Annotated in this window: 21 protein-coding genes; 9 read left to right on the plus strand and 12 right to left on the minus strand. The window is 66.6% G+C overall.

The features are described 5' to 3' along the window. Positions 1–129: 129 nt before the first annotated feature. The gene (locus AB0H61_RS37985; RefSeq protein ID WP_357313547.1) at positions 130–1,365 is read left to right on the plus strand and encodes an FAD-dependent monooxygenase; all 1,236 of its coding nucleotides are present in this window, start codon (positions 130–132) and stop codon (positions 1,363–1,365) included. A gap of 72 nt (positions 1,366–1,437) precedes the next feature. Here the strand turns inward: AB0H61_RS37985 and AB0H61_RS37990 are convergent, their stop codons facing one another. The 3 genes from AB0H61_RS37990 to AB0H61_RS38000 all read right to left on the minus strand — a co-directional run bounded on the left by AB0H61_RS37990 (position 1,438) and on the right by AB0H61_RS38000 (position 4,899). Further along, entirely contained in the window at positions 1,438–2,112 is a 675-nt protein-coding gene (locus tag AB0H61_RS37990; RefSeq protein WP_357313549.1) for an arsenate reductase ArsC, read from the minus strand. Between the two features lie 364 nt (positions 2,113–2,476). After that, on the minus strand, positions 2,477–2,968 hold the full coding sequence (locus tag AB0H61_RS37995; protein WP_357313551.1) for a hypothetical protein: 492 nt from the start codon (positions 2,966–2,968) through the stop codon (positions 2,477–2,479). A gap of 404 nt (positions 2,969–3,372) precedes the next feature. Then, positions 3,373–4,899: an MFS transporter gene (locus tag AB0H61_RS38000; RefSeq protein WP_357313553.1), complete on the minus strand. Its 1,527-nt coding sequence runs from the start codon at positions 4,897–4,899 to the stop codon at positions 3,373–3,375. Between the two features lie 153 nt (positions 4,900–5,052). Between AB0H61_RS38000 and AB0H61_RS38005 the strand changes: the two genes are divergently transcribed. After that, positions 5,053–5,778 (plus strand): TetR/AcrR family transcriptional regulator, encoded by a 726-nt coding sequence (locus AB0H61_RS38005; protein WP_357313554.1) that lies wholly within the window; start codon positions 5,053–5,055, stop codon positions 5,776–5,778. A 69-nt stretch (positions 5,779–5,847) separates the two neighbouring features. Here the strand turns inward: AB0H61_RS38005 and AB0H61_RS38010 are convergent, their stop codons facing one another. The 3 genes from AB0H61_RS38010 to AB0H61_RS38020 form a co-directional block, all read right to left on the minus strand. Beyond that, positions 5,848–7,335, minus strand: coding sequence for a catalase (locus AB0H61_RS38010; RefSeq protein ID WP_357313556.1), 1,488 nt, complete (start codon positions 7,333–7,335; stop codon positions 5,848–5,850). A gap of 74 nt (positions 7,336–7,409) precedes the next feature. After that, a complete protein-coding gene (locus AB0H61_RS38015; RefSeq protein WP_357313558.1) occupies positions 7,410–7,853 on the minus strand; it encodes a Fur family transcriptional regulator in 444 nt (147 codons plus the stop codon). A gap of 131 nt (positions 7,854–7,984) precedes the next feature. Then, a complete protein-coding gene (locus tag AB0H61_RS38020; RefSeq protein ID WP_357313560.1) occupies positions 7,985–9,226 on the minus strand; it encodes an ATP-binding protein in 1,242 nt (413 codons plus the stop codon). A gap of 408 nt (positions 9,227–9,634) precedes the next feature. Between AB0H61_RS38020 and AB0H61_RS38025 the strand changes: the two genes are divergently transcribed. Next, positions 9,635–10,885 (plus strand): APC family permease, encoded by a 1,251-nt coding sequence (locus tag AB0H61_RS38025; RefSeq protein WP_357313588.1) that lies wholly within the window; start codon positions 9,635–9,637, stop codon positions 10,883–10,885. Positions 10,886–11,000: 115 nt separating this feature from the next. Further along, complete coding sequence (locus tag AB0H61_RS38030; RefSeq protein ID WP_357313562.1) at positions 11,001–12,353, plus strand: serine hydrolase; 1,353 nt, start codon at positions 11,001–11,003, stop codon at positions 12,351–12,353. Between the two features lie 207 nt (positions 12,354–12,560). On the opposite strand, the gene AB0H61_RS38035 is transcribed toward AB0H61_RS38030, so the two are convergent. Beyond that, positions 12,561–13,595 carry an aspartate-semialdehyde dehydrogenase gene (locus tag AB0H61_RS38035; protein ID WP_357313564.1) on the minus strand — a complete coding sequence of 345 codons (1,035 nt, stop codon included), beginning with the start codon at positions 13,593–13,595 and terminating at the stop codon, positions 12,561–12,563. Between the two features lie 3 nt (positions 13,596–13,598). Then, on the minus strand, positions 13,599–14,864 hold the full coding sequence (locus AB0H61_RS38040) for an aspartate kinase (RefSeq protein WP_357313566.1): 1,266 nt from the start codon (positions 14,862–14,864) through the stop codon (positions 13,599–13,601). Between the two features lie 263 nt (positions 14,865–15,127). Between AB0H61_RS38040 and AB0H61_RS38045 the strand changes: the two genes are divergently transcribed. Continuing rightward, positions 15,128–15,541, plus strand: a complete 414-nt coding sequence (locus AB0H61_RS38045) for a YjbQ family protein (RefSeq protein WP_357313568.1) — start codon at positions 15,128–15,130, stop codon at positions 15,539–15,541. Here AB0H61_RS38045 and AB0H61_RS38050 read toward each other — a convergent pair whose 3' ends face one another. Both AB0H61_RS38050 and AB0H61_RS38055 read right to left on the minus strand, forming a co-directional pair. Next, the gene (locus tag AB0H61_RS38050) at positions 15,542–16,117 is read right to left on the minus strand and encodes a dihydrofolate reductase family protein (RefSeq protein WP_357313570.1); all 576 of its coding nucleotides are present in this window, start codon (positions 16,115–16,117) and stop codon (positions 15,542–15,544) included. A 35-nt stretch (positions 16,118–16,152) separates the two neighbouring features. Continuing rightward, positions 16,153–16,728 (minus strand): dihydrofolate reductase family protein, encoded by a 576-nt coding sequence (locus AB0H61_RS38055; protein WP_357313572.1) that lies wholly within the window; start codon positions 16,726–16,728, stop codon positions 16,153–16,155. A 59-nt stretch (positions 16,729–16,787) separates the two neighbouring features. On the opposite strand from AB0H61_RS38055, the gene AB0H61_RS38060 reads away from it, so the two are divergent. From AB0H61_RS38060 to AB0H61_RS38075, 4 genes are all read left to right on the plus strand, one after another. Continuing rightward, positions 16,788–17,381: a TetR family transcriptional regulator gene (locus AB0H61_RS38060; RefSeq protein WP_357313573.1), complete on the plus strand. Its 594-nt coding sequence runs from the start codon at positions 16,788–16,790 to the stop codon at positions 17,379–17,381. Positions 17,382–17,448: 67 nt separating this feature from the next. Continuing rightward, positions 17,449–17,640, plus strand: a complete 192-nt coding sequence (locus AB0H61_RS38065) for a DUF1918 domain-containing protein (protein WP_357313575.1) — start codon at positions 17,449–17,451, stop codon at positions 17,638–17,640. A gap of 165 nt (positions 17,641–17,805) precedes the next feature. Further along, positions 17,806–18,264 carry an SRPBCC family protein gene (locus AB0H61_RS38070; RefSeq protein WP_357313577.1) on the plus strand — a complete coding sequence of 153 codons (459 nt, stop codon included), beginning with the start codon at positions 17,806–17,808 and terminating at the stop codon, positions 18,262–18,264. A gap of 97 nt (positions 18,265–18,361) precedes the next feature. Continuing rightward, a complete protein-coding gene (locus tag AB0H61_RS38075) occupies positions 18,362–19,570 on the plus strand; it encodes a low temperature requirement protein A (RefSeq protein ID WP_357313578.1) in 1,209 nt (402 codons plus the stop codon). 1 nt (position 19,571) lies between these two features. On the opposite strand, the gene AB0H61_RS38080 is transcribed toward AB0H61_RS38075, so the two are convergent. Continuing rightward, on the minus strand, positions 19,572–20,378 hold the full coding sequence (locus AB0H61_RS38080; RefSeq protein ID WP_357313580.1) for an ion transporter: 807 nt from the start codon (positions 20,376–20,378) through the stop codon (positions 19,572–19,574). A 129-nt stretch (positions 20,379–20,507) separates the two neighbouring features. Continuing rightward, complete coding sequence (locus AB0H61_RS38085; RefSeq protein ID WP_357313582.1) at positions 20,508–22,127, minus strand: GMC oxidoreductase; 1,620 nt, start codon at positions 22,125–22,127, stop codon at positions 20,508–20,510. Positions 22,128–22,324 lie beyond the last annotated feature (197 nt).

A 22,324-nucleotide genomic window follows, 5' to 3' on the forward strand; every position in this document is an offset into this window, starting at 1 on the left:
GGCCGTCGGCGTGTTCGGGCGCACCTCCGTCCCTCCACACGAACGTCTTGAACATTTGTACTAGACAAACGTGCAAGTGCTCTGTTAGACATATGTCTAAGACATTCGAGTCAACGGAGGAATGACACCATGAACGCCGACAACGCTTCGACCCAGCCCCGCATCCTCGTCTCCGGCGGCGGCATCGGCGGCAATGCCGTTGCCCTGCAACTGCTCCGGGCGGGTATCCGGGCCACCGTGGTGGAACGCGCCGAGGCGCCCCGGCCGGGCGGGCAGGCCGTCGACCTGCGCGGGCCCAGCCGCGATGTCGCGGACCGGATGGGCCTGATGCCCGGGATCCGCAAACACCAACTGGACGAGCGTGGCATGAAGTACGTCGACGCGGCGGGCCGGGAGATCCTGCGCATGCCGGCCGAACTGTTCGAGGGCAAAGGTGCCGTCGCCGAAATCGAGATCACCCGCGGCGACCTGAACCAGGTGCTGCTGGACGCGCTGAAGGAGGCGGGCGGCGTGGATTACCGCTACGGCGAATGGATCACCGATATCCAGCAGGACGACGCGGGCGCCGATGTCACCTTCGCCTCCGGCGCCACCGAGCGGTTCGACATCGTGATCGGCGCCGACGGCCTGCACTCCGCCACCCGGCGACTGGTCTTCGGACCGGAGGAGCAGTTCACCACCTACCTCGGCGGGTACATGTCCTTCTTCACCGTGCCCACCCCGGCGGGCCTGGAACCGCACTGGTTCTCGATGCATTCGCTGGTGGGCGCGACCGGTTACGGGCTGCGCCCCGACGCCGATCCGGCGACCTGCAAGGCGGTCATCATGGTGCGCGGCGACGCCGATCCGAACCTGCGGCGCAATGTCGCGGCTCAGCGGCAGTTGATCCGCGACCGGCTGGCGGTCGGCGGCTGGGAATCGGAGACCATCCTGGCCGCCATGGATACGGCGGAAGACTTCTACTTCGACGAGCTGGCGCGAATCGAGCTGCCGAGCTGGTCGAAGGGCCGGGTCGTACTGCTGGGCGACGCGGGCTACTGCGGCTCCCCGCTGACCGGACAGGGCACCGCGATGGCACTGGTCGGCGCGTACCTCCTGGCCGGTGAGATCGCCACCGCCGCAACGACTCCGCAGCAGGCGCTGATCAGCTACGAGGAGCGCATGCGCCCGTTCGTGGCGACCGCGCAGGAATTGCCCCCGGGCGGCCTGAAGGCGATGACGCCCAAGACCCGCTTCGGCATTCGCGCGGGGCAGACGTTATCCCGCTTGATGGCCTCCAAGCTGATGAGGCCGGTGATGATGAAGATGCTCAGCAAGACCGAGAGCTACACACTGCCCGACTACACGGCCCAAACCGTCGGCTAGTCAACGGATTCACCTCGAAGTACCGGCAACGCTACTGCGCTGCCGATCCTTTCGGACGGTGCGCGGTCCCGCTCAGCGCACCGCCGCGACGCCGAGCTCCGCGAGCAGTTCCGTGACGCGATCGCCCACATCGTCGCGGATCGGACGGACCTCCTCGACCTCGAGCCCGGCCGGATCCTCGATGATCCACTCCACATAGCGCGGACCGGGCACCAGCGGGCAGGTGTCGCCGCAGCCCATGGTGACGATGACGTCGGCGGCCCGGATGATCTCCTCGGTCCACGGCTTGGGATATTCATCGGAGATATCGATGCCGATTTCGGCCATGACCGCGATCGCGGCCGGGTTCAGCGAGCCGCTCGGCTCGGATCCACCGGACCAGCCCAGGGCGCGGCCCCGCGCCAGATGTGTGAAGAATCCGAGTGCGATCTGGGAGCGGCCCGCATTGTGGGTACACAGGAACAGCACCGACGGGCGTGCTTGTGCGACTCTGCCTTCCAGCTTCGCCCTGGCCTGCAATCGCTGTCTGCCGAAACGTTCGGCCAGCACCGGTAGGTACAGGGTCACCGTCGCGCGGTCGGCGAACCAGTCATACGACGAAACCAGATAGGCGCGAATCGTTTCGGGTTCGAATATCGTCACGAACTCTTCGCACAGCCGTCCCTCGGCACGATCGAGCGCGGTCTCGTGGTCCAGGGCCAGCAGCCGGTAGGCGGGTGTCCGGTGAGTGGCTGAGTCGTCAGTCACTCATCCAGCCTGGCAGCGGATGGTTGAAGCGGCAAACGAACATACCGTGAACCTCGTCGCACACGCGATCAATGCGGCGCGGCCGGGCCGATTACCCCTCGTGAACCGGCCCGACCCAGGCCTCGGGTGGGATGGTCGGCGCGCACCGAATGGTTACCTGCAGCAGTCGCGATGCCTCGATCGACGGTCAGCTCCCGGAAGAGCCAAGCACTGTGCTTGCCCGATAACGAAAGTCGGCCGGGCCGGTCACCCCTCGTGGACCGGCCCGGCCGGTGTTATCACCGTGATCCGGCTTGTCACCCCTCGTGGACAAGCCGCACCCGGTTCCCCACCGCCGGCGGTGGCTGATCCCCCCGTCCCCCGGCTACTGGCAGTACTCGAAGGTGCCGAGCACCGTCCTGCCGTCCTTGATCAGGTAGCTGGTGGCGTACAGATCGGTGCTGGCCAGCGCGTTCTCCCCATCCGGCGCCAGCCACTCGACCTGCTGCACGACCTTGTAGCGGTTGGGATCGTTGCGCAGCACCTTCATATTCGTGCCGTCCAGATCGGCGGCCCGGATGGCGGTCGCCTTACCCTTCTCCCACTCCCCCGCGCCGGCCAGCGTGCCCTGGGCCGCGTCGTAGATCACGGTGCGGTACCGGATCTGCTGGTGCTCACCGGGCAGGTAACCGGACTGCGCGTAGACCACGGGGGCGTCGATCTCGATGTCGATGCGATCACTCTTGTGGGTGCAGGTGGCCTGACCGGTCAACGCGACACCCGGCGCGCCGGTGCTCGCGGTGGCGGTGCCCGCTCCGAGCACCAGCGCGGCGGTGGTCGTCGACAGGGCGAGCGCGGTGGTCAGCTTGCCGATCATCGTCTGTGCGTCCTTCGTCAGTTCCGAATACTTCCGATGTGATTCGGTGTTGACACAAACAATGCGGCGGCGGGCTTGGTGCGCCCTTAAAAAGACCTTGGAAGCCCGAAGTGGCTGGTACAGAAGAAATTGTCGCGCCGGGGCGCGGATCGCGGGATGATGGAAGTGGTGCGAACAGAAGATCGGAGCGACGATGGACACCGTGCTGGTCTGGATCATGGCCACCCTGCTGTACTGGTTTGGCCTGCTCTAGGACGAAATCGAAATCCGGCCGCGCGACGGCGCTCGCCATTGGCGTCGCGGGCGCGCGGCTTTACTCCGGTTCGCATCGATGACAACGCCCCCGGCCTTGTGACCGGGGGCGATATCACTCAGGGGCGCACCAATTTTCGATCACCCGCTCATCAGAACTCGGCGGTGGCGATCTCCGGTTCGGCGACCGGCTGTTGCGCGCGCGGTTCGCGCATGAGCACCAGTGACAGCGCGGCCGCGGCCAGCACCGCACCCGCGGAGACCACGAAGGTGGTGGACATCGCCGAGGTGAAGGCCGCCTTGGCCACCTCGGCCAGCACGCCGTCCCCGCCCGCGAGTGCGCCCGCGATCGATTCGCGGCTCGCATTCGGCGCCGACTCCGGCATCGCGTCGGTGTAGCCGCTGGACAGGATCGAACCGAGTACCGCGACGCCGAGCGCGCCGCCCGCCTGCTGGATGGTGTCGTTGAGCGCGGACCCGACACCCGCGTGCTGCTCCGGCACCGCGCCCATCAGCGCGCCGATCGCGGCGGGCATGGCGAGCCCGAAACCACTGCCCATCAGCGCCAGCGCCAGCGCGGGCAGCCAGAAACCGCCGTCGACCTCGAGCATTGCCAGCACCCCGAACCCGGCGGCGGTGACCGCCAGGCCGACGGCGGTGATCGCGCGGTTACCCGCCTTACCCGCCAGCGAGGCGCCGATTCCGTTGAACGCCAACACCGCGACGGCCATCGGGACGAGGGCGAGGGCGGTCTTTGTCGGCGTGTAGCCGAGCACGAACTGGAGGTACTGGGTGAACGCCAGCAGCAGGCCGCCATTCGCGAAGGTCAGCAGCACCAGCGAGAAGCTGGAGCCGGTGAAGACCCGGTTGCGGAACAGTTCCAGCGGAACCATCGGATCCTCGGTGCTCAGTTCACGAATCACGAAGCCCGCCAGTGCGATAACCGCGAGAGCGAGTGCGGTGAGGGTGCCGGGGGCGGTGAAGCCGGCGGCCGGGATCTCGATGATGGTCCAGACCAGCGCGGTCATGCCGACGACCGAGAGCAACATGCCGGGCAGATCCGGCTTACGCCACGGACCCTTCGATTCGGGCATGAGGGTTACGGCGGCGAGGATCGCGAGCACCACGATCGGCAGGTTCAGGATGAAGACCGAACCCCACCAGAAGTGATCGAGCAGCAGACCGCCCACGACCGGACCGCCGACCATGCCGACCACCGCGACCGCACTCCACGCCGCGATCGCCTTGGGTCGTTCCTGCTCGTCGAAGACCGTGATCAGGATCGACAACGTGCTCGGCATGATGAGCGCGCCGCCGATACCCATCACCACCCGGCCCGCGATCAACAGTTCCGGGGTGGTCGCGAAGGCCGCGAGCACCGAGGCCGCACCGAAGAAGACCAGGCCCACGATCATCACCGATCGGCGTCCGTAGCGGTCGGAGAGGCTGCCCGAGGTCAGCAGCAGCCCGGCGAAAACCAGGATGTAGGAGTCGATGATCCACTGGATGTCCTGGGCGTTGGCCCCCAGATCGGTGGCGATCTGCGGGATGGCCACATTGAGCACCATATTGTCGATCACCAGAACCAGCGTGCTGAGGCACAGCACGACCAGGATCAGCCACCGGCGCGGATTTCGGATGGGCGTCGCCATCGCGTCCGCCGAGTCGGTTTTCTCCATCGGGTACTCCTTCGAAAGCTCGGTCCGCACACCGTGCGGTATGTCGAACACCGTACTGTTTCGGAACAGTGTGCGCAACATCGAACGGTGTATTGAATCCCGAACGGCGTGCGACCGTGGATTACCCTGGTAACCGAACAAAGGAGGAGTGAGATGACGGAACAGCTCCGATCGGTGTGGACCCGCCCACAGCGACGCAGGCGCGATCAGCCCGCGCTCAGCCGGGAACAGATCGTGGCCGCGGCCATCGAACTACTGGCCGACGAGGGCGCGGAGAATCTGAGCATGCGCAAGCTCGGCGCGCGGCTGAACGCGGGCGCCACCTCGCTGTACACCCACGTGGCGAATAAGGAAGAACTGATCGAATTGGTCGCCGACGAGGTCTTCGGCGAACTCCGCGCGCCCGACCCGGACGATCCGCGCGGCTGGCGCGCGGCCATCCTCGACTTCGCCGGGCAACTGCGCGCGCTGATCCTGCGCCACCCCTGGCTCGCATCGGTTTTCGGCGAGGTCGGCACCCTCTATCTCGGCCCCAATATGATGCGCGGCACCGAGGCATTCTTCGCCGTACTGGAGGAGGCCGGATTCAGCATGGACGAGACCGACCACGCCATGAATCTGATCTTTTCCTATGTCGTCGGCATCGCGACGAGCGAGGCGGCGTCGATAACGCTGATCCGCCGCAGTGGCCTGACCGAACAGGAATGGTATGCCCGGATATGGCCTACCGCCGAGGCCGCCGCCCGCCCGCATCCCCGCCTGCACCGTCGCTACACAGCCGACCCGGCCACGATGTTGCGCACGCGCGACGAATCCTTCACCCACGAGGTCGGTCTGATCCTCGATGGCCTGGAATACGGCCGAAGCAAACACAATTGACGACGCGGGGAGGCGCGCCCGGCCGGACACACCTCCCCGATATCGGAAGCGCTTGCGCGCCTTCGGATATCAGCCCTGCGCGGGCGGCTCGGCAGCACCACCGTCGAGCCCGGCGCGAACACCCTCCTCGACCCGCTTGCCGAGATCCGGGTCGACGTTCTTCCAGTAGTCGAAGACCCGGGACAGAACCGGCTCCCGAACGCCGCCGAGCACGTGACCGACGATATTGTTCACCAAGCGCTCCCGCTGGCCGTCGTCGAGAACCTCGCGCACCAGGGTGCCCGCCTGGGTGAAGTCACCGTCCTCGGCATGCTCGATATATCCCGCGCGCACGATGGTCGGATCGAATTCCCACACGCCGCCGTCGGGAGCCCGATCGGGGTCGGCATGCGGACCGCCGAACGAATTCGGCGCGTACACCGGCATATTCGCGTCGTTGTAGTGGTACCGCATCGCGCCCTCCTTGGAGTAGGAGTTCACCTCCGCGGCCCTGGCCCGGTTCGGCGGCAGCTGCGCGTAGTTGGTGCCGATACGGTAGCGATGCGCGTCGGCATAGGCGAAGACGCGGCCGAGCAACATCTTGTCCGGCGAAAAACCGATGCCGGGAACGACATTCGACGGCTCGAAGGCGGCCTGCTCGATATCGACGAAGTAGTTGCCGGGATTGCGGTTCAGGGTCCACGTGCCGACCTCGATCAGCGGGTAGTCCTTATGCGACCACACCTTGGTCAGGTCGAACGGGTTGAACCGATAGCCCTCGGCCTCCGCGACCGGCATGACCTGTACGTGCAGCGTCCAGCTCGGGTATTCGCCGCGCTCGATCGCCTCCCACAGATCCTTGCGGTGGTAGTCGGCGTTCTCGCCCGCGATGCGATCGGCGTCGGCCTGGGTCAGGTATTCGTTGCCCTGATCGGTCTTGAAGTGGTACTTCACCCAGAAGCGCGCACCGGCGGCATTGATCCACTGATAGGTATGCGAACCGTAACCGTTCATGTGACGGTAGGTCTTCGGGATGCCGCGGTCACCCATCAGCCAGATCACCTGGTGCGCGGTCTCCGGACGTAGGGTCCAGAAGTCCCACTGCATGGTGTGATCGCGAAGTCCGTTGCCGGGCAAGCGCTTCTGCGAACGGATGAAGTCCGGGAACTTTATCGGATCCTTGATGAAGAAGATCGGGGTGTTGTTGCCGACGAGGTCGTAGTTGCCGTCCTCGGTATAGAACTTGACCGCGAAGCCGCGCGGATCCCGCCAGGTGTCCGGGCTGCCCTGCTCACCCGCGACAGTGGAGAACCGGACCAGCGACTCGGTGCGCGCACCGGGCTGGAAGAGCTTGGCCTTGGTGTACTTGCTGACGTCGTTGGTCACAACCAGCTCACCGTATGCGCCCGCTCCCTTGGCGTGCACGATCCGCTCCGGTACCCGCTCGCGGTTGAACTGGGCGAGCTTTTCGATCAGGTAGTGGTCGTGCAGCAGGATCGGACCCTGCGCGCCCGCGGTGAGCGACTCGTTGTCGCTCTCGACCGGCGTACCGGCGTTCGTGGTTGTCGGCTTGGTCATATCGAAAGCCTCCTTCGCTGATGTGCGACGTCCCGGAGATAGGCCGGTCCGGGCCGTCGTGTGGATCGAGGCGATTACGCCTCGATGGCGGACCGCTCGTGCGAGCGGCACGCCGGGCACAGCCCCCAGAAAACGACCTCGGCCTCGTCGATCGTGAACCCGTGGTCGTTCCCCGGCTCCAGGCACGGGGCACTGCCCACGACACAGTCCACGTCGACAACCGTGTCGCAGCTTCGGCACACCAGGTGGTGGTGGTTGTCACCGATCCGGGCCTCGTACAGCGCCGGCGAACCGGCCGGTTCGATGCGCCGCAGGATTCCGGCGTTCACACAGGCGCGCAGTACGTCGTAGACGGCCTGTGTGGACACCGATCCCAGGACCTCCCGGACCAGGGCAGCCACCCGATCGGCGTCCGAATGCGGTCGGGCCGCGACCACCTCCAGCACCGCGACCCGCGGCCCGGTGACCCGCAGGCCAGCCGCTCGCAGCCACTCTCGTGGGTCGCCGTTGGTGTGCATGAAGCCGATAGTTCCCGCTTTTCTGGAATTAGTCAAGAAAAGAAATCTGAGGATTCGGCAAAAGAAGCTGAGTGACCTACGTCACTCACGAGGGTGCGCGGGCGTGCGACCGATCGGCGCCGCCGCGGAGTTCAGCGCGGTTTCCTGCGCTTCATGTACAGCGCGAGTTCGTCGTAGCTGCCGTCGCCGTTCGCGAATTCCACTACGTTGCGGGCGGATTCGAACCAGGCACCCGCGCTGGGCTTGATCTGCGACAATGCGGCCTCCACATCCGCCATGGTGACCGGGCGGACCGTGCCGGTGCGCAGGGATTCGGCCATGGCCAGCTGGGTCGCGGAAGTGCAGACATGCGCCAGATCGGCGCCCGAAAAGCCCTCGGTGCGTTTGACGATCCCGCGCAGATCAATGCCCGCCACCGGACGGTCCCGCAGGTGGTAGTGCAGGATCGCCTTGCGCGCGTCGGAATCCGGCAGCGCCACCAGGATCATCCGATCGAAACGGCCGGGGCGGCGCAGCGCGGTATCGATATCCCACGGGTGATTGGTGGCGCCGAGGATGTAGACACCGTCATTGCCTTTGGTGGCCGAATCCATCTCGTTCAGCAGCTGATTCACCACCGTCCGCATGGTGGCCGAGCCGGACATTTGACTGCGCTTGTGCCCGAGCGCGTCGACCTCGTCCAGGAACAGCACACATGGGGCGTTGCGCCGGGCCACCTCGAAGACGCTGTGCAGGTTGCGTTCGCTGGCCCCGGTGTAGATATCGAGGATGTCGGCGATCTCGATGGGATAGAAGTTCGCGCCCAATTCGCCCGCGACCGCGGCGGCAATGAAGGTCTTACCGCAGCCCGGCGGGCCGTAGAGCAGCAGACCGCCGCGCGCCGACGTGCCGAATGCCTTGGCCAGCGCCGGATTACGCAGCGGACCGAGCAGGGCGAGTTCGAGTCGGCGCTTGACTTCCTCCATACCGCCGACATCGGCGAGTGTGAGCTTCGGCTTCTCGAGGAGCCCGGTGTCGCGTTCCGAGGCGTACTCACTCGGGCCCGCGTCGATGAAGGCCGGGGCGATGATGTCGGAGACCTGATCCTCGGCCGCGGCCCAGTCGTATCCACTGACCGGTGCGGGGGCGGGAGCCGCCGGGGTGATCGGACCGGGTGCGGCGCCGCCCGCGAGGGCCGTCGTGCACTGCTGGAGCAGCTCCAGCGCCCGGAGGTTCCCCGGGTCCTGGGTCAGCGCCGCGCCACACTGGGCCAACGCCTCGGCGTAGTGGCCGCGCTCGGCGAACAACTCGATGACCCGCACCCGCAAAGCGAGCACATCCGGACTGCGCTCCAGCGCCGCGAGCATTTCGGCCAACACCGGATCATCGGTCATGACATCCCCCGTTCGAACACGAATACCCGTCGATCGTAAGCGTTTACGGTTCGAGCACCGTGAGTGACGCAGCTCACGGCACGGGCGGCGGAATAGTTCCGGACGGACGCCGGTTGTAGCCCTCTGTCGGCGTCCGGACAGCCCCGGGCCTCACCCCTTTTGTCGCTTCGAGCGACCACTCGCCGAGAGGCGCTTGTGGGACGTCGACTTCGAGTCGTGACGTTGGCGTGGCGTCCGGCGACTCAGCGCCGCCAGGTCACCACCTGGCGGCGCTTTCGGTTTCCGCGCCGGTCGCCGCTCGTCACGACCACCGCCGGACGATATCGATGACGCCCCGCCTCGTTCGGAAATGTGGGCGAAGGTCGCGCGGGCCGACTCGCGGTTTCGGACGACGTCCCCGAGGATGCGGTGGTGACTCCACACGGCGGTGCCTTGCAGCGGCGACTCGGACTGGGCGATTCGGTGGTGATCGGGCTCGGGTCGATGGTCGGCGCGGGGATCTTCGCGGCACTCGCACCCGCCGCGGCCGCGGCCGGACCGTGGCTGTTGGCGGCCTTGGCGATCGCCGCGCTGCTCGCCTATTGCAATGCGACCTCCTCGGCGCGGCTGGCGGCGTTGTATCCGGTTTCGGGCGGCACCTATGTGTACGGGAGGGAACGGCTCGGACCGTTCTGGGGATATCTGGCCGGGTGGGGGTTCGTGGCGGGGAAGACGGCCTCGTGCGCGGCCATGGCATTGACCGTCGGCAGCTACGCGTGGCCGGAGCATTCCCGGGCGGTGGCGGTCGCCGCCGTCCTCACGATCACCGCGATCAATTACGCGGGGGTGCAGAAATCGGCGCTGGCCACGCGGGTGATCGTGGCGACGGTGGTGATGGTGCTGGCCGTGGTGGTCGCCGTGGGACTGTTCGGAAACCATTCGGCGGCAACGACACTGCCGGATTCGATCGGACCGCGCGACGTGCTGGAGGCGGCCGGGCTGCTGTTCTTCGCGTTCGCGGGATACGCGCGCATCGCCACCCTCGGCGAGGAGGTTCGCGACCCGCGCCGCACCATTCCGCGTGCCATCATGATCGCGCTGGCGCTGGCCCTCGCGGTGTACGCATTGGTGGCCACCGCGGCACTGGCGGTGCTGGGATCGGCCGGGCTGGCGCAGGCGACCGACCCGCTGGCCCGGGTCGTATCGGCCGCGGGCGCACCGGGATTGGCACCGGTGGTGCGCGCGGGCGCGGTGCTCGCGGCCGCCGGATCGCTGCTCGGGCTGATCCTGGGGGTATCGCGCACCACGTTGGCCATGGCGCGTGATCATTACCTGCCGGGCGCGCTGACCGCGGTACACCCGCGATTCGGGGTACCGCACCGGGCCGAGCTCGCGGTCGGGGCGGTGGTCGCGGTCGTCGCCGCCACCTTCGATCTGCGTGCGGCCATCGGCTTTTCCTCCTTCACGGTGCTGGTCTACTACCTGATCGCCAATGTCTCGGCGGGCACGCTCAGCGCGCTGGAGGACCGGGCCGCCCGCTGGATCCCGATCGTCGGCGCGGCGGGCTGCGTCATCGTCGGATTCGCGTTGCCCATCGGATCGGTGCTGGCCGGACTGGCGGTGCTCGCTGTCGGCGTCGGCTGGTACGCGGTACGGGCCGCCGGGCGTCGTCGAGGCTGAGCCGGACCGCGTGGTGGCATCGCACGCCGCGCGGGTCGGCAGTCCCCCGATCAGGCGGGAAACGTCCAGCCTGTCAACCAGTATGGCGTCCCCCGGCGCGCTAGCCTTTCTGCCCATGGGGCGTTTCTCTGGATTCCTGGCCGGAATCGCGGCGGTATCGCTGGTGGCGGGGTGTGTGTTCGCCGGGGTCGCGCGGGCGACGACCGATGCGGGCGAAGTGCGATGCGAGGTGCAGTCCGGGCGAGAGCTCGAACAGGCCGCGCCGGAACAGGTCGGATTCGATTCCGAACGGCTGGCCGCGGCACTACAGTTCGCGAGCGAGCGAAATCGGTTGAATGTGCAGGTATTCCGGCACAACTGCCTCGTCGGCTCGGGGCCCACCAACGACCAGACCGGCAATGTCGCGTGGAATATCTGGAGCGCTACCAAGAGCGTCGTCTCGGTGCTGGCCGGAATGGCCTGGGACCGCGGCCTGCTCGACCTCGCCGCACCGATCGACCGGTATCTGCCGCCCGGACTCGGCGACGAACTGCACCGATCGATCACGGTGGAGAACCTGCTCACCGAGACCTCCGGTATGAAGGTCGGTGTGCTCACCGAGGGCATCACCGCGGTTATCCCCCTCGATCCCAATAGCGCGGTGCAGGCGCTGGGGGTGCCGCTGGACAATCCGCCGGGCACGGTCTTCAGCTACAGCCAACGCAATGTCGACCTGCTCGCCTACGTCCTCGAATTGGCCATCGGCGAACCGCTACAGCAGTTCGCGCAGCGCGAGCTCTTCGATCCGCTCGGCATCGAGCGCGACGACTACTACTGGGCCCGCGACCGCGCCGGAAACACCTACGGCTACGCGCACCTGATGATCCCGCCCAATGATTTCGCGAAGCTCGGCCTGCTGGTGAGCAACGACGGAAGCTGGGGCGCACGGCAACTCGTGTCCACCGAGTATCTGCGAAAGGCCCGTCGGCCCTCCCCCGCGAACAGCTGCTACGGGTATCTCTTCTGGCTCGGGCCCGGCTGCGCGGAGACACCCGAATTCCTGCCCGACGACGTCTATTCGATGGCGGGGCTCGGGATGCAGAACGTTTTCATCATCCCCAGCCTGGATCTGACGGTGATGTGGACCGGGGCCTTCGGCAATGTCAGCAGCCAGGGCGTCTCGGGGATCGTGCAGAACACCGAGGAACTACCGCACGAATTCTTCCGCAGGCTCTTCGACGCATTCCAGGACAATCCGATTCCGGATCCGGGACCGTACGTGGAGCCGCCGCTGCGACTGGACCCGAGCCGGTTCGTCGACGCCAATTTCATACTGGCCGTATTCGGCGTCGGGCCGTACGCGTACCCGGGCTGCAACGTCTTCGCCTGCCTGAACTACCCGTTGGCCCCGCCATTCGCGGATACGCCACCCGGCTGCGTGATCGTGGTCTGCCTCGGTCCCGATCCACGCACACCGGGTATCCGCTGAATCAGGCGGCTGTCAGATGGCCGATGTCGAGCTCGGCCCGCACGCGACGTTCATTTCGTCGCCGCGTTCAACAGAAATGAACGGACGGACAAAATGAACATCCGAAGCCCTGCGAATGTGCTCTGGCTGAGGCGAATCGCGAAAGCCGGGTGCATACGACGATGGGCCGGGCACATGGTGCGTGTGCCCGGCCCATTGTGGGACTGATCAGCGGTCGCTGAGGAGGACCTCGGCGATCTGGATGGTGTTGAGGGCGGCGCCCTTGCGGAGATTGTCGCCGGAGATGAACAGGGCGAGGCCGCGGCCCTCGGGGGCGCCCGGATCCTGCCGGATGCGGCCGACGAGGGATTCGTCGATGCCCGCGGCCTGGAGCGGCGTGGGGACGTCGACCAGTTTGACGCCGGGGGCGTTCGCCAGCAGTTCCTTGGCGCGCTCCACGGAGAGCGGGTCGGCGAATTCGGCGTTGATGGACAGCGAGTGGCCGGTGAAGACCGGGACACGCACGCAGGTGCCGCTCACCAGAAGCTCGGGCAGACCGAGGATCTTGCGGCTCTCGTTGCGCAGCTTCTGATCCTCGTCGGTCTCGAAGCTGCCGTCCTCGACCAGCGCGCCCGCCAGCGGGATCACATCGAAGGCGATCGGCGCGACGTACTTGTTCGGCGCCGGGAACTGCACCGCACCGCCGTCGTGCACCAGCTTCTCGGCATCGTCGATGACGGCGCGCACCTGGGTGGCGAGCTCTTCGACACCGGCCAGGCCGCTGCCCGACACCGCCTGGTAGCTCGACACGATCAGGCGTCGCAGGCCCGCCTCGTCGTGTAGCGGCTTGAGTACCGGCATGGCCGCCATGGTGGTGCAGTTCGGGTTGGCGATGATGCCCTTGACCAGATTCCGGGTCTGCTCCGGGTTCACCTCGCTGACCACCAGCGGGACCTCCGGGTCCTTACGCCAGGCCGAGGAGTTATCGATCACCGTGACACCGGCCGCGGCGAAGCGCGGGGCCTGCACGCGGGACATGGTGGCGCCGGCCGAGAACAGCGCGATATCCAGGCCGGACGGATCGGCGGTCTCGGTGTCCTCGACCACGATCTCGCCGCCGCGCCAGGGCAGCGTCTTACCGGCGGAACGCGAGGACGCGAAGAACCGCACCTCGTCGGCCGGGAAGTTGCGCTCTTCCAGCAGTTTCCGCATCACGGCGCCGACCTGACCGGTCGCGCCGACAACGCCTACGCGAATACCCATTGGTTAGCGCCCCGTTCCCGCGTGCACCACGGCGACCTCGTCGCCGCCGAGATCGAAGGCCTTGTGCAGCACCTTCACCGCCTCGTCCAGCTCGGTGTCCTTGACCAGCACCGAGATCCGGATCTCGGAGGTGGAGATGAGGTCGATATTGACACCCGCGTGGGCCAGCGCCTCACAGAATTTGGCGGTGACGCCAGGGTGGCTCTTCATGCCCGCGCCGACCAGCGACACCTTGCCGATGTGGTCGTCGTAGAGCACCTGGGAGAAGCCGATGTCCTCTTGGCGCTTGGTGAGCATTTCGACGGCGCGGGCACCGTCGGTCTTGGGCAGGGTGAAGGTGATATCGGTCTTGCCGGTATCGATCTTCGAGATGTTCTGCAGGACCATATCGATATTGATCTCCGCGTCGGCGACGGCACGGAACACCTTGGCGGCGTAGCCCGGCTCGTCCGGTAGTCCGACCACGGTCACCTTGGCCTCGCTGCGGTCGTGCGCGACGCCAGTGAGGATTGCTTGCTCCAAGGGGATGTCCTCCATCGATCCGTAAACGTAGGTGCCCTGCTTGTCGGTGTAGGACGAGCGCACATGCACGGGCACGTTGTAGCGGCGGGCGTACTCGACGCAGCGCAGCATCAGCACCTTCGCGCCGCAGGCCGCCAGTTCCAGCATCTCCTCGTAGGAGACCTGGTCGAGGCGCTGGGCATCCGGCACGATCCGCGGGTCGGCGGTGAAGACGCCGTCCACGTCGGTGTAGATCTCGCAGACGTCGGCCTCGAGCGCCGCGGCCAGCGCGACCGCGGTGGTGTCGGAGCCGCCGCGCCCCAGCGTGGTGACGTCCTTGCTGTCCTGGCTGACGCCCTGGAAGCCGGCGACCAGCACCACCAGGCCCTCGTCGAGCGCGGAGCGCAGTCGACTGGGGGTGACGTCGATGATCTTCGCGTTGCCGTGCGCACCGGTGGTGATGACGCCGGCCTGCGAACCGGTGAACGAGCGGGCCTCCGCACCGAGCGAGTGGATGGCCATCGCGACCAACGCGTTGGAGATGCGCTCACCCGAGGTGAGCAGCATGTCCATCTCGCGGGCGGGCGGGGCGGGCGCCACCTGCTGGGCCAGATCCAGCAGTTCGTCGGTGGTGTCACCCATCGCCGAGCAGACGACCACCACGTCGTGGCCTTGCTTCTTCGTTTCGACGATCCGTTCAGCGACGCGCCGGATACGCTCGGCGGTAGCGACCGAGGATCCTCCGTACTTCTGAACAACGAGAGCCACGACAGGGTCCTCCAAGATCGACAATCAGCTGCTAACAGCTCTCCAGACTACCGGCCGAGGTCCAGCAGATTTGTTCCTACCTCCTCGGGTGTGAGCACCGTCGCGGTCGCGTCCGAATTGAATTCGGCCCCAACGGTTACCGGTGACCCGCGGTATCCGGCATTCGGAAACACTCCCATTCCACCGTGATCGCCGCCACCCAGCGCATCGGTGGTCCGGCGCCACCTGGGCGCGGACAGTGCTCCGGGAGGACGATGAGACCCATGAAGAGCACGGTGATCGAGGTGACCACGGGACGAAGCGAGGTCGTATACGACCTCACCCCGCAGTGCGCGCGGTTCGCGCGCGATGCCGGCGGTGACGGCCTGCTGCACATCTTCGTGCCGCACGCCACCGCCGGCATCGCCATCATCGAACTCGGGGCGGGCAGCGATGACGATCTACTCGCCGCGCTGCGCGATCTCCTGCCCGCCGACGACCGCTGGCAACACGCGCACGGATCGCGCGGGCACGGGCGCTCGCATGTGATGCCCGCGCTGATCCCGCCCTACGCCACTGTCGCGGTGCTCGACGGCGCGCTCACCCTCGGCACCTGGCAGTCGATCGCGCTGGTCGACCTGAATATCGACAATCCCGTGCGACAGGTTCGACTGTCGTTCCTGCGCGACGTGAACTGATCAGGCCCTGGTGAACCAGGTCGTCTGCGCCCCGCTGCTGAATTCGCGGCGCGCGGTCGGGGTGAACAGCGTCGGCCGGAACTCGCCGGTGAAGCCCGGGATTCCGGTACCCGCGACGACGGGGTAGCTCTTGATGACGAGCTCATCGATCTCATCGAACAGCGCGGCCGCGAGCTTGCCGCCGCCACAGAGCCAGATATCGAGGCCCTCTTCCTTCTTCAGCCCTTGCACCAGGCCGACCGGATCGTGCTCGACCACCTCGACGGCCGGGTCATCGATGGGGCCGAGCGTGCTGGACACGATGTACTGCCGCAGATGGGCGTACGGGCTGGTCACATCGACGGCCAGCGCGGGTTCGTAGGTGCCGCGCCCCATCACCAGGGTGTCGAACCGCCGGTTCGGAGCGTCCACATCCAGACCGATGTGCGGACGCACGTGGGTGGGCAGCGTTTCCGGGTAGTCCGTGCGCATCCAATCCCACATATCGTCCGGTACGGGGTAGAAATCGACCTCCCCACCCGGGCCCGCGATGTAGCCGTCGAGGGACATTCCGACGAAGTAGACGAGTTTTCGCATGGTGAACCTGCTTTCGTTGGTGATGCCGGTGGCTGTCAGTTCCGGCGGAACCAGGTGACCTGCGCACCGTTGCCGAATTCGCGGCGCGCGGTCGGGGTGAACAGCGTCGGCCGGAACTCGCCGGAGAACGCGGGGATACCGCCGCCCGCCACCACCGGGTAGCTCTTGACGATCATCTCGTCGAGCTCATCGAGCAGCTGCGCGGCCAGTTTGCCGCCACCGCAGAGCCAGATATCGAGGCCCTCTTCCTTCTTCAGCCGTTGCACGAGACCGACCGGATCGCTCTCGACCACCTCGACGGCGGGATCGTCGACGGCGCCGAGCGAGCTCGATACGACGTACTGCTTCATATGCGCCCACGGGCTGGTCACCCCGGCCGAGTACGCGGGTTCGTAGGTGCCGCGGCCGCAGATCACCGTGTCGCAATGCCTGTTCGGCTCGTCGAGCGACATGCCCACTTGCGAACGCAGGTGGGTCGGGACGAACTCCGGGTATTCGGTGTTGATCGAGTCCATCATCTGGGCATCGACCGGATAGAAGTCGTATTCACCGCCCGGACCCGCGATGTAACCGTCGAGCGAGACCGCGACGTAGTAGACAAGCTTTCGCATTCCAGTACCACCCAACCTGCTGTACTCTGTCTGTAGTGATTTGAAATGTAGTACTACGAATGGAGTGGTGTCAAGTGCGGACCAACCCGGAACGTCGACAGGCCCTGATCGACGGTGCGATCGAGGTGCTGGCCAGGGAGGGAGCGCGCGGACTGACCTTCCGGGCGGTGGATAAGGAGGCCGCCGTGCCCTCGGGTACGGCGTCGAACTACTTCGCCAACCGCGACGATCTGCTGACCCAGGCGGGTGCGCGGTTCTACGAACGGCTACAGCCGAGCCCGGAGACCATGGCCCAGCTGACCGACGGCCCGAAGGACCGCGCCAATATCGTCGAGCTGATGAAAGAGGTGGTCGGGCGGATCGAGGCGTTCCGCACCGGCTACCTGGCCCTGCTCGAACTCCGGCTGGAAGCGACCCGGCGCCCGGAATTGCGCGCCGTACTGACCGAGCGGGTGCGGGCCGATCTCGAATTCAACGTGCGCAACCACGTGGAATCCGGGATGCCCGGGGACGAGACGTCAGTGCGGTTGCTCTACCTGGCCCTGAATTGGCTGATCGTGGACCGCCTGACGCTGCCCGGCATCTTCACCGAAGAACAGAGCATTGAGCTGATCGAAGCGGCAGTGAACCGGCTGGTCGACGACGACGCGTGAGACGGACCTGGATCACACTCCACTGAATCCCTTGTGACGCCCATCACTCACGGTCGATAATGGGGCAATGATGGCGAATGTCGGAGACCGACTGCACGTGCACGGCCACGTGGTGGGGCAGAGCGATCGCCAGGGCGAGATCATCGAGGTCCGCGGTACGGACGGATCTCCGCCCTACATGGTGCGATTCGATGATGGGCACGAGTCGCTGGTGTATCCCGGCCCTGACGCGATCGTCGAACCGGCCAGCGCGGACTGAGCCCCACAATATCCAGCGGCGTGGGCTCCGAGGACCTCGCCGCGAACCTCTCCACCCTATTACCCGTGGGTAACGCTATATCCGAACCGAATCACACGGTTGACGGATCAGAAGGCGGCTGGGCAGAATCGGCCGAGTTGATCCGCCGGGGGGTGGAGGTATGGCATGCGTACGAAAACCGATATCCACTTTGCCGTGGACGCCACCCCGGCGCAGATATTCGAGGCCCTCTCGGCCATCGAAATGCTCCCCGAATGGGCGATGTACCAGGATGCCCGCGTCGCGACCCGCGACGAACACGGCAGACCGCGCCGGGTCTATGTCACCGCGGACGTCCTCGGCAGCACGGATCTGCAGGTCCTGGAATACGAATGGACCGCGAGGCGCTCGTCCTGGCAGGTCGTCGACAGCTCGCGGGGCATCGGGGGCGGCGGTTGGTTCGAGGTCTCCGAGGACGCCGACGAAACCCAGGTCTGGTACCACGCGGAACTGCATTCGCGGATCCCGCTGCCGGGCCTGCTGATGAAGCGGACCGTGCAGCGCTGGCACGAGACCGTGGTGCAGAACTTCATCGAATTCGCGGAGACTTACCCGCCGGAATCGCGCGATTATCAGGTCCTCTGACCGGCCGCCGACGACCCCGCGCCGAACGCAGGGCGAAATTTCGCCCTGGGAATAAGCAGGTCCCGTCGCACCGCATATGGGTGCGACGATGTGCACCATGATCGGTAGCAAGAGAGTTCGGTTCCAGCCGCAGACCGAGGACGGCTCGGTAACCCAGCTCGAGCTGTTCTTCGACCTCGTTCTCGTCTTCGCGTTCACCATGGTCACCGCCCTGGCGGCGGGAGAGACCACCGCCGAGAACATGGTGCGCGCCCTGCTGGTGCTCGCTGTCATGTGGTGGGTCTGGATCGCGTACTCCTGGCTGGGCAATGTGATCAAGGTCGACGAAGGCCTCACCCGACTGGCGATGTTCGCCGCGATGGGCGGCGGGCTGATCGCGGCGCTGACCATCCCCGAGGCGTTCCGCGATATGCCCGGCGGCTGGTTCGGTCCGCTGGTATTCGCGATCGCCTATATGGTGGTGCGCCTGATCCATCTCGGTGTCTTCATCATCGCCACTTCCGAGGATCGGCAGCTGCAAAGCCAGGTGACCAAATGGGGCCTCGGCTCGGTCGCCATCGGCACCACCCTGCTGGTGATCGCCGCGACGACCGAAGGCACCGCGCAGATCGCGCTGTGGATCGCCGCCATCGCGGGCGACATGCTGTGGACCATGTTCTCGGGCGAGGACTGGCGGGTGAACTCGGTCAGCCACTTCGCCGAACGGTACGGACTGATCATCATCGTGGCGCTGGGCGAATCGATCGTGTCGATCGGCATCGGGGTGGCCGGACTGCCCATCTCCTGGCCGATCGCGGTCGGCTCGCTGCTCGGACTCGCGGTCTCCGGCCTGCTGTGGTGGGCGTACTTCGATGTCGCCGCATTGTCGGTGGAGCACGAACTCGAGCAGGCGAGCGGCGAGCGGCAGATCAAGATCGCCCGAAACTGCTACACCTACTGGCATTTTCCGATGATCGTCGGCATCATCGGGCTCTCGCTCGGAATGAAGAAGGTGCTCTACTACGTCGGCGACGCCTCGCACCACACACTGAGCGACGCGCTGTACGGGATCCCGCTGTTCGCGCTCTACGGCGGCGTCGTGCTGTACCTGATCGCCCTCGTCGGCTTCAAACACTATGCGACCGGGAATATCACGGTGCCGCGCGTCGTCGCCGCGGTGGCGCTGCTCGCCCTCATCCCGCTCGCCTGCGCGCTTCCCGCACTGGCCGCGCTCACCCTACTGTGCGCCGTACTCGCGGCGATGATCGTCTGGGAGACGACCCGATACGCGCAGCCGCGCGAGGAGATCCGGCACAGCGTGCACTGAGTCAGGTGCCGCTCGGGGGTTTGGTGAGCAGGTGCCGGACCCGGTGCTCGTGCGGGGTCGGGCCGTAGGCCGACGGCGCGACCCGCACCCCGTTACCCACCGCCTCCCGGATCTGATCCACGTTCTCCCGGATCATGTCCGAGACCAATTCGTCGGTGCGCGGATCGGCCAGCACCTGGAGCACGATCCGGAAGCTGGTGTCGGCGATCAGCCGGATGATGTCGTCGTGGAACGGGATGTAGCGGACCTTGCCCGCCGCCGGATCGTTCTTGATCATCTCCAGGATCATCTCGTCCAGATCCACCCGGTTCTCCTCCAGCGCGGCGGCGATATTGCGGGTGTAGTGACCGGTGCGCAGCACATGCGCCACCTCGTCGAGTACGGCGATCGTCATCGGCCGCCTGATCACGTCGACGATGGTCTTGACGAACCGGTTCACCACCGCGGCGGTCACCCGGTCGCCGAAGGCGCGATCGGCGACCCGTCCGAGCCGGACCGCGATGACCACGATCCGCAGCAGCCGGAAACCACGGAAGAAGGGGCTGGTCACCGGGATCATGCCGAGCACTTCGTACCAGTAGATGAACGGGAAGGTCCACGACCAGCTCGCCCGGCGCCAGCGCCACAGGAACTCCGCCGCGAATATCGCGCATATGGAGTAGTCGAGGATCACGACTATCCGGTAGGTCTGGTCGGTGACCGGGAAGAAGGTGATCCACACGACCAGCACCACCGAAACCACGGCCAGCGCCAGCATCACCAGATCGGTCCAGAGCGCAGGCGGTTTACGGGTGGTCGCAGCTGCCACAGGAGGATCCCTTCAACGCCGAACGGTCTCGCCGAGAGTAATCCGTTTCCGCGGCGTGGTCCGGCGTTCGCACACCGCATGCGCGCCGGTCGGTGAACCGCGCGCGACCGCCGTCGGCTCGACCCGGCGTCAGCGACCCGCGCGGATGATGGCCTCGATATTGCGCTCGGCCAGCGCGGTGATGGTGAGCGACGGATTGACGGTGCCGGTGCTGCCGGGAATGGCGGCGCCGTCCATCACGTACAGCCCCGGATGTCCGTGCACCCGGCCGTAGCCGTCGGTGGCCCGGCCGAGCACCGCACCGCCCAGCGGATGCGCGGTGAACAGCGCGTTGGCGTCGTAGCCGAGGGCGCCGTATTCGACGAGGGCGTCCGCACGTTCGGCGACGCGACGGTCGACCGCGCGGGCCGCCGCCGTCGTCTCGTCGCGGTTCCGCGTCGACCAGGACAGGCCGACCGCGTTGGTCGCGCGGTCGTAACCGAATCGGGTGCGGGTGGGGTCGAGCACCATACCGAGTGAGGCGAGTGCGCCGGTTTCGAAGGGGATGCCGGGGATGTACCAGTTCTCCAAGGTGACCGGCACGGTCGTCTCGTCGAAGATCCGGCTGGCGCTGGGCACACCCTGGCCGAAACCGCCGACCGCGCTCGCGCCGCGGGCCAGCACGACGTCGCCGTTGGTGCCCCAGCCGTCGCCGATGTGCTCGTTGAGATTCGGCAGCGTGCCGGTCGCCTGGGCGCGAACCAGCAGTTCGGAGGTGCCGATCGAACCCGCGCCGAGGAAGAGCCGGTCGCAGGTGAGGGTGCGGGTGCCGAGCGACTGGCCGGTGGGCATCAGCTTGGTCACCGTCACCACGAAGCGTCCGCCCGCCTGCTGGGCGATGCTGTCGACCCGGTGGCCGGGGAAGATCGCCGACCGCCCGGTCTCCTGGGCGTATCGCAGATAGTTCTGGTTCAGATCGAACTTCGCGCCGTTGGAATTGCCGAGATTGCTGCGTGCCACGGTGGCGGACGGGCGGCTGGTGCCCGCTATTTCCGCGCGCAGGATGTCCCAGTTGAAGATCGAATCATTGGCCAGCGGTTGGTAGCCCGCCTTGCGCACCTGATCGTCCCAGGCGCGGGAATGTGTGAAGGGCGCCGCGCGGTACAGGTCCTGCGGAATCGGATTGAGCCGCAGCATCTCCCGCACCCGCGGGTAGTAGACGCGGTCGAGCTCGCCGTAGTCGACGACGCCGCCGAAGACGTGGTCGAAGAACCGGCGCTCCGGCGCCACCATGGCGCCGGTGAAGATCACCGAGCCGCCGCCCACCGCGGCAGCCCGCCACACATCGATCCCGGGATAGGTGGTGCAGTCGAGCACGCCACCGAAACTCGCGAAGTGCAACGGCACCTTGGTGACGCCGGTGAAGCTGGTGCGGTGCCAGAAGCCGCGACCGTCCGGCAGGTCGTCACCGGTGAAGACTTCCCGCCACGGATCGTTGGGCCAGCGCGAACCACGCTCGAGCACGGTATTGGCGACCCCGGCCTGCGCCAGCCGCAACGCGGTGACCGCGGCGCCGAAGCCGGAACCGATCACGATCGCGGGTGAATGCTCGGGTGGATCGGCAAGGGGGGCAAAGATTTCCGGAACCCAGCCGCGGAACAACGAGTCCCAGACCGGATCCGCCGCAGCAGGGCGAGCACCGTACGCCGAACCCACGACACCGAATACTGCCGCCGCACCGGCCGCCTTGAAAAAGGCGCGTCTATCCACCGGGCCACCTCCCTCATCACGCATGGCCGAGCGCAGACTACCGGTATTTCACAATTCGAACCACACCCCCGTCGCCACCTTCGGGGACCCGGTTTCCACCCCCTAGACGAGTGATTCCTAACGTCAGTGGTCGTAGGCGGTTAGTGATCGGCTTGTTGGGGCGCTGATGGCGTGGTTGTGCCAGATCGCGGCGGCCA

It is taken from the genome of Nocardia sp. NPDC050710 (assembly GCF_040654375.1).
Lineage (GTDB): Bacteria > Actinomycetota > Actinomycetes > Mycobacteriales > Mycobacteriaceae > Nocardia.

Coding starts and splice junctions, on each gene's coding strand:
- AB0H61_RS37985 (WP_357313547.1), top strand. CDS start 130: ATGAACGCCGACAACGCTTCGACCCAGCCCCGCATCCTCGTCTCCGGC.
- AB0H61_RS38035 (WP_357313564.1), bottom strand. CDS start 13,595: ATGGGTATTCGCGTAGGCGTTGTCGGCGCGACCGGTCAGGTCGGCGCC.
- AB0H61_RS38065 (WP_357313575.1), top strand. CDS start 17,449: ATGATGGCGAATGTCGGAGACCGACTGCACGTGCACGGCCACGTGGTG.
- AB0H61_RS38045 (WP_357313568.1), top strand. CDS start 15,128: ATGAAGAGCACGGTGATCGAGGTGACCACGGGACGAAGCGAGGTCGTA.
- AB0H61_RS37995 (WP_357313551.1), bottom strand. CDS start 2,968: ATGATCGGCAAGCTGACCACCGCGCTCGCCCTGTCGACGACCACCGCC.
- AB0H61_RS38060 (WP_357313573.1), top strand. CDS start 16,788: ATGGAGTGGTGTCAAGTGCGGACCAACCCGGAACGTCGACAGGCCCTG.
- AB0H61_RS38055 (WP_357313572.1), bottom strand. CDS start 16,728: ATGCGAAAGCTTGTCTACTACGTCGCGGTCTCGCTCGACGGTTACATC.
- AB0H61_RS38000 (WP_357313553.1), bottom strand. CDS start 4,899: ATGGAGAAAACCGACTCGGCGGACGCGATGGCGACGCCCATCCGAAAT.
- AB0H61_RS38005 (WP_357313554.1), top strand. CDS start 5,053: ATGACGGAACAGCTCCGATCGGTGTGGACCCGCCCACAGCGACGCAGG.
- AB0H61_RS38050 (WP_357313570.1), bottom strand. CDS start 16,117: ATGCGAAAACTCGTCTACTTCGTCGGAATGTCCCTCGACGGCTACATC.
- AB0H61_RS38070 (WP_357313577.1), top strand. CDS start 17,806: ATGCGTACGAAAACCGATATCCACTTTGCCGTGGACGCCACCCCGGCG.
- AB0H61_RS38010 (WP_357313556.1), bottom strand. CDS start 7,335: ATGACCAAGCCGACAACCACGAACGCCGGTACGCCGGTCGAGAGCGAC.
- AB0H61_RS38020 (WP_357313560.1), bottom strand. CDS start 9,226: ATGACCGATGATCCGGTGTTGGCCGAAATGCTCGCGGCGCTGGAGCGC.
- AB0H61_RS38015 (WP_357313558.1), bottom strand. CDS start 7,853: ATGCACACCAACGGCGACCCACGAGAGTGGCTGCGAGCGGCTGGCCTG.
- AB0H61_RS38075 (WP_357313578.1), top strand. CDS start 18,362: ATGATCGGTAGCAAGAGAGTTCGGTTCCAGCCGCAGACCGAGGACGGC.
- AB0H61_RS38030 (WP_357313562.1), top strand. CDS start 11,001: ATGGGGCGTTTCTCTGGATTCCTGGCCGGAATCGCGGCGGTATCGCTG.